Here is a 12,818-nt window from a genome sequence, read left to right as displayed (position 1 = left end):
CGCGGCCCGGGCGCGCGCCGGTCGGCCGCGCGGTCCGGCATGCGGATGAATTTCCCTACCGTCTGCCCAAATTGACCCCCCAGGTCTACTCTGGATGCGTGCCGGAGGACGTGGGGGGTTCGCCGTTCCGTGACGGCTGGGAGCCCGACGACGACCACGACCGCGGGGTGTCGGACGCAGAGTTCGCCTCCGTGGTCTTCGACGAGGCCTTCGTGCGGGCGGCCGTGGTGCACGAGCCGACCGCCGTGGAGCGCCTCCTGGCCGCGGCCCAGGCCAGAGCGGAGGCCTCCGAGGCGGAGGCCCGCCGCACCCACGGCCGAGGCGAGCGCTACGACGACGGGTACGGCGGCCACGAGCCGGGCGCGTTCGGTCATGATCCGGACTTCGACGGCCCGGACGACCTCGACCTCCTCGACGGCCCGGGCATCGGCGCCGGGCCCTACGGCCGGCACGGCCGCTGGCACCGCCCCGTGGCCTGGCTGCTCGCCGTGGTGATGGGCGTCGGCATGATCGCCCTGGCCTTCGCCGCCGTCTACCGCGGCGCCTCCTCGGGCCGCCAGGACCAGGTGCCGCCGCCCGCCTCGACCGGCCTGGAGCAGGGCGGCACGGCCGGTCCCTCGGCCTCCGCGGACTACTCCCGCCCGGCCGTCTCGGCCGTCCCGCGCACCCCCTGACGGCGACGCTCCCCTACGGGTGAGGGCCGGTCAGGGGTTGTCCGGGGACGGTGTTTACCGCGTCGCCGGCGGACCTACCCTGAAGATATGGGCGGGCCTGGAGACCCACCCGAGGGGACACCCGACGGCGCCCCCAACGGTGCGGACGACGAGTACCGATCCGTCGTGTTCGACGAGTCGTTCGTCCGCGCTGCCCGCCTCCAGGAGTTCTCCGCGCGCGAACGCATCACCGACCACGCGCCCGCGGTCCGCCGTCGCCCCCCGGCCCGCCGCCGACTGCCCCGGCAGGCCCTGATCCTCGTGCTGCTGATCGCCGTCGCCTTCGGCACCGCGATCTACATGGGCGTACGCCACCCCTATCCGGCCACCCGGACCGCCCGGCCGCCCGCCGTCGAACCGCTGCGCACGACCGTCGTCCCGCTCGCCCCGCGCGGCCCCGTCCCCGGCACCACCGACATCGAACGACTGTACGAGGCGAGTCCCGCCGCCGGGTTCCGCACCGGCGCCGAGGGCATCCCGCTGCCCGCCGCCCGCCGCACCGACCACTTCTCCGACGGCCAGGTCCTCACCGCCCTCAGCACGGCCAAGGACTACGTCGTGCGCTCCTCGCTCTACCCCGAGGTGCTCACCGGCGGCCAGGTCCGCCCCGTACGGGTCCTCCTCGACGCCGACCAGCTCGCCCAGTTCGACCGCAGCTTCGACCGCCCGGCGGCCGACGGCCGGCACGCCCCCACCGGCTGGCTGGTCCGCTTCGACCCGGCCGGCGTCGAACTGGCCGCCCCCGGCATCCGCGTCCACGGCAGCCTGCGCGCCGAGGAGGCCGACGCGTCCACCCTGGAGGTCACCTCCGACCACACGTTCGTGTACGCGCTGCGGCCGGCCGGGGCCGGCGCCGCCGCCGAGGCGTCGCTGTTCACCGTCCGCCGCGAGCTGCACTTCCGCTTCGACCGCGAGGACCTGCGGCTCCGCCAGACCCGGCTGACCGGGTCCCGGCTGCAGGCCGGACCGATGTCCTGCGCCGAGGACGCCACCGCCCGGCTGCGCCCGCTGTTCGCCGGCCAGACCGCCAAGGAGGGCGGCCCGGCCGGCACCGACCCGTACGCCCTGCACGGCGTCCCCGCGCTGTGCGGCACCCTCGCGGACAGCGCCCAGCCCAGGGTCTAGCCCGGGCGCGCACGGGTGTCCCCCAGGCCGGTCCCGACGGGCGTACGTCAGGCCGGCCCGAGGGCGTCCGCCAGGCCGGTCCAGGCAGGGTGTCCGTCAGGCCGGTCCGCTGCCCGGTCTAGTCCCCCTGACCCCGCTCCGGCGCGTCCCCGGAGGGGCGGTCCTTGCGCGGTGCGCCGGTGAAGCCGCCCCAGCCGCGCCGCATCCGGTCGCCCAGGTCGCCCGCGCCCCCGGCGATGTCCGTGACCAGCTTCATCAGCGGGTCCTTCGACTCGCGCACCTCCGACGCGTAGTGCGCCGCCGACTCGCGCAGCGACTCCGAGACCCTGGCCTCCTTGTCGTCGCCCCGCTTCGGGTAGTGGCCGTCCATGATCCGCTGGTAGTCGCGGGTGGCCGCCCACTTCTTCAGCTCGGCCGCGCGGACCGTGGCGAAGGGGTGCGAGCGCGGCAGCACGTTGAGGATCTTCAGCACCGAGTCGCGCAGATCGCCGGCCGCCTCGTACTCGTCGGCCTGCTCCAGGAACGCGTCCACGTTCATCTCGTGCAGGTGGTTGCCGCCCGCCAGCTTCATCAGGCCCCGCAGCGAGGCGTGCAGGTCCTGCCCCACCAGCAGGCCCGCGCGGTCCGCGGACAGCTCCGACTTGCGGAACCACTCGCGCAGCGCGGTCACGATCGCCATCACCGCCATGTTGCCGAGCGGGATCCACGCCACCCGCAGGGCGAGACTGGTCAGGAACAGCAGGATCGTGCGGTACACGGCGTGCCCGGACAGGGCGTGGCCGACCTCGTGGCCGACCACCGCCCGCATCTCCTCCTCGTCCAGCAGCTCCACCAGCCCCGTGGTGACCACGATGACCGGCTCGTGCATGCCCACGCACATCGCGTTCGGCTGCGGGTCCTGCTGGACGTACATCGGCGGGACCTTCTCCAGGTCCAGGATGTAGCAGGCGTCCATCAGCATCCTGTGCAGATGCGGGAACTGCCGGTCGGAGACGCGCACCGAGTCGGACAGGAACAGCAGCCTCAGGCTCCGCTCGGGCAGCAGGCCGCTGAGCGCCTTGAAGACGGTGTCGAAGCCGCTGAGCCGGCGCAGCGCCACCAGCGCCGAGCGGTCGGCCGGGTGCTCGTAGGCCCGCGAGGAGATCTCCGGGAAACGCCGGCGCCGCCTGCCGGGCAGCTGCTCGGATCCGGACTGCGGGTGGTCGTAGGACATCGGGTCCCCCAGATGCGTCGGTGTGCCCGGCCCGGACACCGTGCCCGGACCGTCTGCGGTCGCGGTGCCCCCGAGGCGACCTCCAGCCTAGAACCTGCCTTCCGGGGCAGACCGCGGGCGGAGTTACCGTGGACGGGCAGCACAGCGAAGGAGCCCCACGTCATGGAGTACGACGCCGCGTCCGCCTGGCTCATGGCCGCCGAGCAGCAGGGGGCCGGGAATCTCCTCCGGGTCGTCCTGGTCGTGATGCTGGTGGGGTGCGTGCTGACCGCCTGGTTCCTGCTGCGGGGGTACAGGCGGAAGGACGACTGAGCGCGCCCGAAGGTTGCCCGACACCGGAGTCGGGGTGATCGCGGCGGAGCGGCCCGCATACGATGGGCCGACATCTTTATCCCGCCCACACGCGATAGGTCCTGACGAAGATGAGCCTCCACACCACCACCGCCCAGCTGGTCACCCTCGCCTCCGAGGGCGGGGAGCACGGCGGCAACCACGAAAGCCTCAGCCCGCTGCTCACCGGCGGTGGCGCCTTCGTCATCCTCATGCTGCTGCTGTGGGTGACCACCCGCTTCAACCGCGACCGCTGACGGACGCCCGCGGGGGCCGGGGACGACTCCGCCCGTCGGGGCACACGGGCCGGGCCGGTAGGGTCTGCACGCATGGGGAAGCAGGACATGCCTACCGGTCCGGTGAACGACACACCGCAGGGCACCAGCGGCCGCGGCAAGCGCCGCCTCGGCGTCATGGGCGGAACGTTCGACCCGATCCACCACGGCCACCTGGTGGCCGCCAGCGAGGTCGCCGCGCAGTTCCGCCTCGACGAGGTCGTCTTCGTGCCGACCGGCGAGCCCTGGCAGAAGAGCCACCGCACCGTGTCCCCGGCCGAGGACCGCTACCTCATGACGGTCATCGCGACCGCCGAGAACCCCCAGTTCTCGGTCAGCCGCATCGACATCGACCGCGGCGGCCCCACCTACACCGTGGACACCCTGCGCGACCTGCGCGCGCTCAACCCCGACACCGACCTGTTCTTCATCACCGGCGCCGACGCCCTCGCCCAGATCCTCACGTGGCGGGACACCGAGGAGCTGTTCTCGCTGGCGCACTTCATCGGGGTCACCCGCCCGGGACACCACCTGGACGACCCCGGCCTGCCCGAGGGCATCGTCTCGCTCGTCGAGGTCCCCGCCCTCGCCATCTCCTCCACGGACTGCCGCGCGCGAGTCGCCAAGGGTGACCCCATCTGGTATCTGGTGCCCGACGGAGTCGTGCGCTACATCACCAAGCGCGAGCTGTACCGCGGCGGCGAGTGAGCCGAGAGGGGCACCGGTGAACGACCGATACGACGCGGGCTACGGGGGCGAGGACCAGTACCGGCTCGTCGGCTACGACGAGTACGGCCGCCCCGTGTACCAGCAGGCGCAGCAGCAGCCGTACGACCCCCCGTACGACCCGTACGACCCCTACGGGCAGCAGCAGACCGCCTCCCAGGACCACGCGCAGAACCCCCAGGGCTACCCGCAGAACCCCCAGGGCTACGGCTACGACCCGTACACGTCGGGCCAGCAGCCGCCCAGCCCGTCGTACGACACCTACGGGACCGGCCAGGAGCCCTCGTACGGCTCCTACGACGGCTACGCGGGCCAGGAGGGCCACGGCGCCGCCTACGGGCAGCAGGCCGCCGCTCCCCAGTCCCGGGTCGCCGAGCAGACCGCCCACATCCCGCAGCAGGCCGGACCGGCCGACGACGCCCCCGCGCGGGACGACGACCGCGGCGACCGCGACGGTCAGGACGACCGCGACTACCGCACCGAGCAGTTCTCGTTCGTCGAGGAGCCCGACGGCGACTCCGAGGACGTCATCGACTGGCTGAAGTTCACCGAGAACCGCACCGAGCGCCGCGAGGAGGCCCGCCGCCGCGCCCGCAGCCGGCTCATCGCCCTGGCCGTCGTCCTCGCCCTGGTCGCGGCCGGCGGCGTCGGCTGGCTCTGGTACGCCGGGAAGCTGCCCGGACTGTCCTCGTCCGACGGCACCACCGGCACCACGGCCGCCGCCGGCGCCCAGAAGCGCGACGTGATCGTCGTCCACCTGCACGACACCAAGAAGGGCGGCACCTCCACCGCCCTGCTCGTCGACAACACCACCACCCGGCAGGGCACCACCGTCCTGCTGCCCAACTCCCTCGCCCTGACCGGCGACGACGGCGCGACCACCACCCTCGCCAAGTCCGTCGAGGACGACGGCTCCACCGGCACCCGCGAGGCCCTGGACACCGTCCTCGGCACCTCCATCCAGGGCACCTGGCGCCTGGACACCCCCTACCTGCAGAACCTCGTCGACCTCGTCGGCAACATCGAGATCGACACCGACACGGACGTGCTCGACCCCGAGGCCGGGAAGGGCGAGGCGCCCCTGGTCAACCAGGGCGAGAAGCAGACCCTCAGCGGCAAGATGGCCGTCGCCTACGCCACCTACCGCGCCCCCGGCGAGGCCCCGGACGCCCAGCTGCAGCGGTTCGGGCAGGTCCTGCAGGGCGTGCTGCGCAAGATGTCCTCGGACCCCGAGGCCGCGACGACCACCGTCCAGACCCTGGCGCAGATCCTCGACCCGTCGCTCACCGACAAGGACCTCGGCACCTTCCTGGCCGCCCTGTCCGACCTCGCCAAGAGCGGCGACCACAGGACCGCGGTGCTGCCCGTCCAGGCCGACGGCACGCTGACCGCCGAGGCCAGTGACAGCGTGGTCGAGGACGTCCTCGGCGGCACCGCCAAGAGTCCCGACCAGGGCGCCGCCGTGCGCGTCTCGGTGCGCAACGCCAGCGGGGTGAAGGACAACACCGAGAAGGCCCGCGTGGTCCTCCTCAACGGCGGCTTCACCTTCCTGGAGAGCGGCACGGCGGCCGCCCAGGGCACCTCGAAGGTGCTCTACGCCGAGGCCGCCGACCGGCAGAACGCCACCGAGGTCGCCAAGACCCTCGGCCTGCCCGAGAGCGCCGTCACCAAGGGCGAGGTGACCTCCAACGCGAACGTGTCGGTCGTCCTCGGCCGGGACTACGCCCCGTAGCCGCGCGCGGGCCCCCGCGTGATGGCGTGGGGCCCGCCGGCGGCCGTGAGACCCTGGAAGACAAACGACCGCCGACGGAAAGCCTTGTAGTGACCGCGACCGACCGCTCTCTCGAACTGATCACCACCGCCGCCCAGGCGGCGGCCGACAAGCTCGCCCACGACGTCATCGCCTACGACGTCAGCGACGTGCTGTCGATCACGGACGCCTTCCTGCTGGCGTCCGCCCCCAACGACCGCCAGGTCAAGTCGATCGTCGACGAGATCGAGGAACGGCTCCTGAAGGAGCTCGGGGCCAAGCCCGTGCGCCGCGAGGGCGACCGCGAGTCCCGCTGGATCCTGCTCGACTACGTCGACATCGTCGTCCACGTCCAGCACAGCGAGGAGCGCGTCTTCTACGCCCTGGAGCGGCTGTGGAAGGACTGCCCCGAGATCGAGCTGCCCGAGGACGCCCGGGCGACCCGCGGCAAGGCCGAGGAGCACGCCAAGCTCCAGGCCGCCCAGGAGGAGGCCGCCGAGGCGGCCGGTGAGTGGCGGTGAGCGCCACCGGCGAGGTGACCGCCGGGAACCAGGGCCGGGGCCGCCGCGTCATCCTGTGGCGGCACGGGCAGACCTCGTGGAACGTGGAGCGCCGGTTCCAGGGCACCACGGACGTCGCGCTGACCGAGACCGGCGTCGCCCAGGCGCGCCGCGCGGCCCGGCTGCTGGCCTCCCTGCGGCCCGACGCGATCGTCGCCTCCGACCTGTCGCGCGCCGCGGACACCGCGGCCGAGCTGGCCGCGCTCACCGGCCTCGACGTCACCCTCGAAGAGGGCCTGCGGGAGACCTACGCGGGCGTCTGGCAGGGCCTGACGCACGACGAGATCATCGCCCGGTACGGGGAGGAGTACGCCGCGTGGAAGCGCGGCGAGCCGGTCCGCCGCGGCGGCGGCGAGCTGGAGACCGAGGTCGCCGACCGCGCGGCGCCCGTGGTGCTCCGGCACGCCGAGAAGCTGCCCGAGGACGGGACCCTCGTCGTGGTCAGCCACGGCGGCACGATCCGCACCACCATCGGCCGGCTGCTCGGCCTGGACGCCCGCCACTGGGAGAGCCTGGGCGGCCTGTCCAACTGCTGCTGGTCGGTGCTCGGCCAGGGCGCCCGCGGCTGGCGGCTGCTGGAGCACAACGCCGGCACCCTGCCGGAGCCGGTCCTCGGCGACGACGACTGAGGGGCCGCGGGGCCGTCGTACGGCCGTCGGACGGCCCCCGGGGACCCGGATTTCACTTTCCGGCAGGTCGCAGGCTAAAGTTCTTCTTGTTCGCCCGGCCGAGCGGGGAGAACGCAAGGGGCTATAGCTCAGTTGGTAGAGCGCCTGCATGGCATGCAGGAGGTCAGGAGTTCAATTCTCCTTAGCTCCACAGGACGAATCCCGTCCCCCTCAGGGGGCGGGATTTTTCGTCTGCGGCCTTCCCGTCCTCGAACGGTCGTGAACGGCAGTGACCCGAGAGGCGTATACCTCCGTGGTGGCGTGTGGGCGGGTGCCGTGTCCGGACTGGTACCCCGGCGTCGCTGACCGTGTCGCTCCGGTCGTGGCAGAATCAAACGGCCGGAAGGGGGCGCGGCCCGACGGGAGGGAGTAGCGATGCCTTCGAGCATCCTCGAGGAGGTCGGCCACCTCCTCGGCGAAGCAGCGTTGATACGGCACACGGCCACCCGGCTCAGCTGCCCTTCCTGCGGTTCCGCGCACGTCGCCCAAGTCCTCGGTGACAACGGCGGAATCTCCTACGTGTGCACGGCCTGCGGCCACAGCTGGAGCTGATCGATGGGTGCCCACAGGCGGAAGTGCGACTGGTGCGGCAGCGGTACGCCGATCGTCCGGGACATGGAACCGGTGAACCCCGACTACCAGTACTGGTGCGAGGAATGCGCGCGGGCGCTGATCATAAAAGGCGACCCCATCGAGACGTACCGCGAGCTGGAGGGCGAGCCGATCTACGGCCGTCTGCTGGAGGAGCACTGCACGCTCAAGCGGTTCTACTCGTTCGTGACGGCCTGAGCGCGGCGCACAGCAGGAACGCGCAGCCGGCCGCCGCGTAGAGGCCGCACAGCAGCAACTCGGTGCCACCCTGGTGCAGTTCGGGCCGCTTCGCGCCGTGCGGTACCCACCACAGGGCGTACGAGCCGAAGGTCAGCGCGGTGCCCGCGGCGACCGCGCGGTGGCCCTGTGCGGCCAGGAGCAGCACCACGGGCACGCACCACACCCAGTGGTGCGACCAGGACACCGGACTGATCAGCAGCGCCGTCACCGCGCAGCCGAGCACCGCCCACGCGCGCTGCCCGCGCAGCTCCGCCCGGACCGCCACGGCCAGTCCGGCGGCGCCCACGAGGGCCGCCGCGACCGCCCAGGCGGCCCCCGGGTCCGGGGTGTGCAGCGCGCGGGCCAGGACGCCGCGCAGCGCCTGGTTCGCGGTCTCCTCGGCGTGCCCGACCCGCCCCGCGCGGAACACCATGCAGCTCCAGAACCGCCAGGAGTCGTACGGCAGGACGGCCGCCGCGAGCAGGGTGGCGCCGGCGAACGCGGCCGCCGCCCCGCGCGCGTGGCGCAGCCAGGGCCCGCCGCTGCCGTGCGCGCGGTGGGCGACGACGCCGGTGGCGAGCAGGAACACCGCGAACAGCGCGGGTGTCAGCTTCACCGCCGCCGCGAGGCCGATGCCGAGCCCGGCCAGCCGGTCGCCGGGGCGGCGGGTGAGGTCCCACAGGACCAGCACCGCCAGCACCAGGTTCACCTGGCCGTAGCGCAGGGTCGTCCACACCGGTTCGCACCACACGGCCACCGCCGCGACCCACCACACGGTGTCCCCGCGCGCGTGCCCGACGAGCCGCAGCGACAGCCGGACGAAGGCGACCAGCAGGGCGAGGTTCCCGGCCGTCGCGAGGGTGCGCAGCCCGGAGGCGTCGGGCAGGGTCAGGGGGGTGAACAGCAGGGCGGCGAAGGGCGGGTAGGTGGTCGGCAGTCGGGCCGCCGTCGTGCGCAGGGCGTACAGGTCGCCGCCCGCGCGGACGGTGGCACCCTCCGCGCGGTACACCAGCAGGTCGATCATCGACACCTGCGCGGCCCGCTGCGCGACCCAGAACGCCGCGAACGAGAACAGGCAGGCCCCGACGGCGGTGGGCACACGGCGGTGGACCCCGGAGAACGCGATCACGGTCACGAGGGCCGACCATAGCGCCCATACTCGGGCAGACCGGAAACGATTTGGTGTTCCACCAGGGGGACCGTGTAATGTTCTCTGTGTCGCCGCGAGGGAAACCCGAGAGGGAAACCGCAGCGGACGGCACACCGCAAGGGGCTATAGCTCAGTTGGTAGAGCGCCTGCATGGCATGCAGGAGGTCAGGAGTTCAATTCTCCTTAGCTCCACAGCAGATCCCGCCGGGTCAGAACGACCCGGCGGGATTTTTCGTGTCCGGCCCGCCCGGACCGCCCGGCCCGCCCGGACCGCCCGGCCCGCCCGGCCCGCTCAGCGGCCGAGGGCGCGGCGCCCGCGCCCCTGGGACAGCACCGGCAGGTTGCGGGAGGCGGTCTTGTCCCGCGGCGCCTCCTCCTCGATCCGCAGGGCGAGCGCCGGGCAGCGGCGCACCGCGCGCAGCGCCTTCGCCTCGGCGTAGCGGGGCACCGCCGCCTGGGCGACGGTCGGGAAGCCGTCGGCGCCCAGCTCGAAGACCTCCGGGAGGATGTCGGCGCACAGTCCGTGCCCCCGGCACAGCGTCCAGTCGACGTAGATCTTCTGTCGGCTGGGGCCGTTCTCCTCGGCCGCGCCGCCGCCGGGGACGCCCGTGGGGGCCCTGCCCCCCTCGAAGAGCGGCAGCACGCCCTCCACGGGCCGCCCGCAGCCGTTGCCGAGGACATGGGCGGCCAGGTCGTCGGTGAACGCCTTGATGGTCGACTCCAGGAACATCGCGGAGCCGTCCGGGTGCGAGCACGCGCCGCGCCGCTTGACGTTCCTGGCGACCTGCTTGAGCGCCTCCAGGGCGGCCGGTCCGCCGCCGTTCAGGATGTCCTCCATGCCGCGCGCGGCGGCCGGCAGCCCGAGGTAGCACGGGCCGCACTGGCCGGCGCTCTCCTCCGCGAGCCACTGCGCCACCCGCAGCGACTCGCCGAGCGGGCACGTCTCCTGGCTGATCGGCAGGATCGCCCCGGCGCCCAGGGAACCGCCCACCGCGTCCAGCGAGTTGCGCGAGACGATCGCCTCGTTCACCGTCGCCGCGTCGATCCACTTGCCGTGGTAGCCGCCGGTCAGCACGCCCTGCGGGACCGGCGGGGCGCCGGCCAGCTGCAGCACGTAGCGCAGCGGCACCCCGGTGGGCACCTCGATCACCATGGGGCGGGCCACCGCACCGGAGACCGTGAGCAGCACGGTGCCCGGCTCGTCGTACAGGCCGGTGTTGCCGTACCGCTCCGGGCCGATGCGCGCGGCGATGGCCAGCTGGGCGAACGTCTCGGCGTTCGACAGCAGGGTCGGGGCGCCGCCGACGCCGCTGACCGAGGCGCTGATCTTGCGGCCGGGCGGGATCGCCGGGCCGCCGTCGATCGAGCGGATCAGGGAGGCGGCGGCGCCGGTGACCATCCGGACCGGATTGCGCTGCACGCGTGCGCGCAGCGCCGATCTGCGCCCGTTGCTCAGGCCGCGCTCGGCGAGCGCGGCCTCCATGGAGCGCTGGGTGGACTCGCGGGTGACGCCCACCACGAGCGTGCGGGCACCCAGCGCCTCGGCGCACAGCAGCGCGCCGTCCAGGATCAGGTGGGGGGCACGGTTGATCAGCACGGTGTCCTTGCGGCAGGCGGGTTCGTCCTCGCTTCCGTTGATCACCACCACCGGCCGCACGCCGCGGCGGATCGCCGACTCGGCGACCGACCGCAGCTTCTTGTGGAAGGGGAAACCCGCGCCGCCGCGGCCCCTGAGGTTGATGCGTTCGGCGAGCTGCGCGAGCTGCTCGCCGCCCAGGGGTTCGAGCGGCCCGTGCACCTTCAGGTGCATGGGCAGATCGAGTCGTTCGACAAGGTCGAAGCCCGACGTGAGCTGAGGAAGTCCGACCACGCGGACTTCGGGTACGTCGGGCAGGGCCTCGTTCACTTAAAGCCTCCGGAAGGCGTGTTCCAAGGTTCGCCCGAACCCGGTGCGCCGAAGTCGTAGGACGCACCGGGCAGTGTTTCTGTGGCGGGACCGCTGTTGTCGTACGTGTCGTTGGGGTTGTACGTGCCGTACAGGGTGTTCGACTCAACCGTGTCGTAGATCTCGGTGCCGCCGTACCCGCCCGCGACCGGATTGTCGTAGACGGGGATGGTGTATCCGGTGTCCTGGAGGGGGTCGTACGCCGACGGGGGCGCCTCGCCGACCGGCGGCGGGGACGGGATCGGCCAGGAGGCGTCCACGCGGGGCAGCGACGACGAGGTGTCCACGCGGGGCGGCGTTTCGGTGGGCCGGCCGTCCGGGGCGGGGCGCTGGGAGCGGCGGGGGCGGGACACCGCGCGGTAGGCGGCCGCGAAGCCGGCCGCGGGCTCGGCGGTCCGCTCGCGGTCCGCCCGCGCGGTGTCGTAACCGGGCAGCGGGGACGGGTCGGCGCCGCCCGCACGCGCGCGGGCGGCGTCCAGGTCCTCGCGGTCGGGCTGCGCGCCGCCGCCCAGCAGGGCGGTGATCCGGTCGGCGACCCGGCGCTTGACCGGGCGGGGCGCCGAGCGCAGCGCCAGCGCCGTCATCACGCCGACCAGGCACAGGCCGTAGAGGAACACGAAGACCGGCTTGGCCTGGCGGCCGGCGAACAGGCCGTGCACCAGGGCCGCGCACCAGGCGGGGTAGGCCAGCATGTGCATGGTCCGCCAGCGCGCGGCGATCGGGGCGGGGGAGGCGAAGGCGCTGCGCAGGGCGCCGGTGAGGCCGACGAAGACCATGAGCAGTCCGGCCAGCGAGCCGAGCCCGATCAGGCCGGCGCCGCCGGTGACGCCGAGCGAGAACGGGATCAGGGCGGCGAGGATGCCGACGTGGTCCAGGGCCAGTTTGGTGACGACGTGCAGCAGCAGGAAGGCGATCGAGGCGACCGCCGTCGCCCGGTGTACCGCCTGGCCGACGATCCGCTGCCGCGCGTTGAGGAAGATCCGGTCCTGGGCCACCAGGCCCCAGATCACCGAGCAGGTCAGGGAGACCAGGCTGAGCACGCCCGCGCCGAAGTTCAGGAACTCGCGGAAGGTGTCACCTCCGGCCAGGACGAGCACGGGTATGAGGACCAGCGCGGCAGCCGTCGCCACGCCGTAGGCCGAGCGGCCCCGTGCGGCGAGCGGGCTGTTACTGCGACGAGAGTTCATGGGGGTGACTCCGAGCGGTTCGGGAAAGCGGTCCCGGGCCGCACTCTAGGTCGCGCCATACCCATGGGTACGAGGTTTGAGTTATTGCGCTGTTATCAAATGACAATGGTGCCGTTGTGATGCCCCTTAGGGGTTGTTACGCGAAGTAACCGTGATCTTCGTTCGGCTTCCGGACCTTCGTCGCGGCCCGGCCGGGGGCTGCGGTACCCTGACGCCATGCGTGCCGTACGCCTTCTGCTTAGCGGGCCGCGCTGATCAGTCCCGGCCACCGGACGAGTCGAGTGGCCGGAATCGGCGCGGCGTCCCCTCCTGTGCGAGGGGATTTTTCGTTTCTCGGCAAGCCGTAGGCAGAGACGATCGATGGAG

Annotated in this window: 14 protein-coding genes and 2 tRNA genes; 12 read left to right on the top strand and 4 right to left on the bottom strand. The window is 72.9% G+C overall.

Annotated features, from left to right (window positions below):
• The first annotated feature begins 71 nt into the window (after positions 1–71).
• Positions 72–674 (top strand): hypothetical protein, encoded by a 603-nt coding sequence (locus G7Z13_RS11695; RefSeq protein ID WP_165998502.1) that lies wholly within the window; start codon positions 72–74, stop codon positions 672–674.
• Between the two features lie 87 nt (positions 675–761).
• On the top strand, positions 762–1,838 hold the full coding sequence (locus tag G7Z13_RS11690; protein ID WP_165998500.1) for a hypothetical protein: 1,077 nt from the start codon (positions 762–764) through the stop codon (positions 1,836–1,838).
• Positions 1,839–1,956: 118 nt separating this feature from the next.
• On the opposite strand, the gene G7Z13_RS11685 is transcribed toward G7Z13_RS11690, so the two are convergent.
• Positions 1,957–3,051: a M48 family metallopeptidase gene (locus tag G7Z13_RS11685; protein WP_165998498.1), complete on the bottom strand. Its 1,095-nt coding sequence runs from the start codon at positions 3,049–3,051 to the stop codon at positions 1,957–1,959.
• A gap of 162 nt (positions 3,052–3,213) precedes the next feature.
• Here G7Z13_RS11685 and G7Z13_RS11680 point away from each other — a divergent pair, with 162 nt between their 5' ends.
• From G7Z13_RS11680 to G7Z13_RS11640, 9 genes are all read left to right on the top strand, one after another.
• A complete protein-coding gene (locus G7Z13_RS11680; protein ID WP_165998496.1) occupies positions 3,214–3,363 on the top strand; it encodes a hypothetical protein in 150 nt (49 codons plus the stop codon).
• A 110-nt stretch (positions 3,364–3,473) separates the two neighbouring features.
• Complete coding sequence (locus tag G7Z13_RS11675; protein ID WP_165998494.1) at positions 3,474–3,638, top strand: hypothetical protein; 165 nt, start codon at positions 3,474–3,476, stop codon at positions 3,636–3,638.
• Between the two features lie 72 nt (positions 3,639–3,710).
• Entirely contained in the window at positions 3,711–4,364 is a 654-nt protein-coding gene (nadD, locus tag G7Z13_RS11670; RefSeq protein ID WP_165998492.1) for a nicotinate-nucleotide adenylyltransferase, read from the top strand.
• A gap of 16 nt (positions 4,365–4,380) precedes the next feature.
• Positions 4,381–6,114 carry an LCP family protein gene (locus G7Z13_RS11665; protein WP_165998490.1) on the top strand — a complete coding sequence of 578 codons (1,734 nt, stop codon included), beginning with the start codon at positions 4,381–4,383 and terminating at the stop codon, positions 6,112–6,114.
• Positions 6,115–6,203: 89 nt separating this feature from the next.
• The gene (gene rsfS, locus G7Z13_RS11660; RefSeq protein WP_165998488.1) at positions 6,204–6,653 is read left to right on the top strand and encodes a ribosome silencing factor; all 450 of its coding nucleotides are present in this window, start codon (positions 6,204–6,206) and stop codon (positions 6,651–6,653) included.
• The gene (locus G7Z13_RS11655; protein ID WP_165998486.1) at positions 6,650–7,321 is read left to right on the top strand and encodes a histidine phosphatase family protein; all 672 of its coding nucleotides are present in this window, start codon (positions 6,650–6,652) and stop codon (positions 7,319–7,321) included. The genes rsfS and G7Z13_RS11655 overlap by 4 nt, the downstream gene beginning before the upstream one ends.
• 117 nt (positions 7,322–7,438) lie before the next feature.
• Positions 7,439–7,511, top strand: a tRNA-Ala gene (locus G7Z13_RS11650).
• Positions 7,512–7,735: 224 nt separating this feature from the next.
• Positions 7,736–7,912: a hypothetical protein gene (locus G7Z13_RS11645; RefSeq protein ID WP_165998484.1), complete on the top strand. Its 177-nt coding sequence runs from the start codon at positions 7,736–7,738 to the stop codon at positions 7,910–7,912.
• A gap of 3 nt (positions 7,913–7,915) precedes the next feature.
• Complete coding sequence (locus tag G7Z13_RS11640) at positions 7,916–8,149, top strand: hypothetical protein (RefSeq protein ID WP_003976229.1); 234 nt, start codon at positions 7,916–7,918, stop codon at positions 8,147–8,149.
• Here G7Z13_RS11640 and G7Z13_RS11635 read toward each other — a convergent pair.
• A complete protein-coding gene (locus tag G7Z13_RS11635; RefSeq protein WP_165998481.1) occupies positions 8,118–9,305 on the bottom strand; it encodes a glycosyltransferase 87 family protein in 1,188 nt (395 codons plus the stop codon). The two genes, G7Z13_RS11640 and G7Z13_RS11635, sit on opposite strands and share 32 nt — an antisense overlap.
• 134 nt (positions 9,306–9,439) lie before the next feature.
• On the opposite strand from G7Z13_RS11635, the gene G7Z13_RS11630 reads away from it, so the two are divergent.
• Positions 9,440–9,512: transfer RNA gene (locus G7Z13_RS11630), tRNA-Ala, on the top strand.
• Positions 9,513–9,612: 100 nt separating this feature from the next.
• Here the strand turns inward: G7Z13_RS11630 and G7Z13_RS11625 are convergent.
• Positions 9,613–11,226, bottom strand: coding sequence for an NADH-quinone oxidoreductase subunit NuoF family protein (locus G7Z13_RS11625; protein ID WP_165998479.1), 1,614 nt, complete (start codon positions 11,224–11,226; stop codon positions 9,613–9,615).
• A complete protein-coding gene (locus tag G7Z13_RS11620) occupies positions 11,223–12,452 on the bottom strand; it encodes a cytochrome b/b6 domain-containing protein (RefSeq protein ID WP_206313054.1) in 1,230 nt (409 codons plus the stop codon). The genes G7Z13_RS11625 and G7Z13_RS11620 overlap by 4 nt, the downstream gene beginning before the upstream one ends.
• Between the last annotated feature and the right edge of the window lie 366 nt (positions 12,453–12,818).

Source organism: Streptomyces sp. JB150 (assembly GCF_011193355.1).
Lineage (GTDB): Bacteria > Actinomycetota > Actinomycetes > Streptomycetales > Streptomycetaceae > Streptomyces.
Note: the sequence above shows the minus strand (reverse complement) of the source record. Positions and strands in the feature narration are given on the sequence as shown.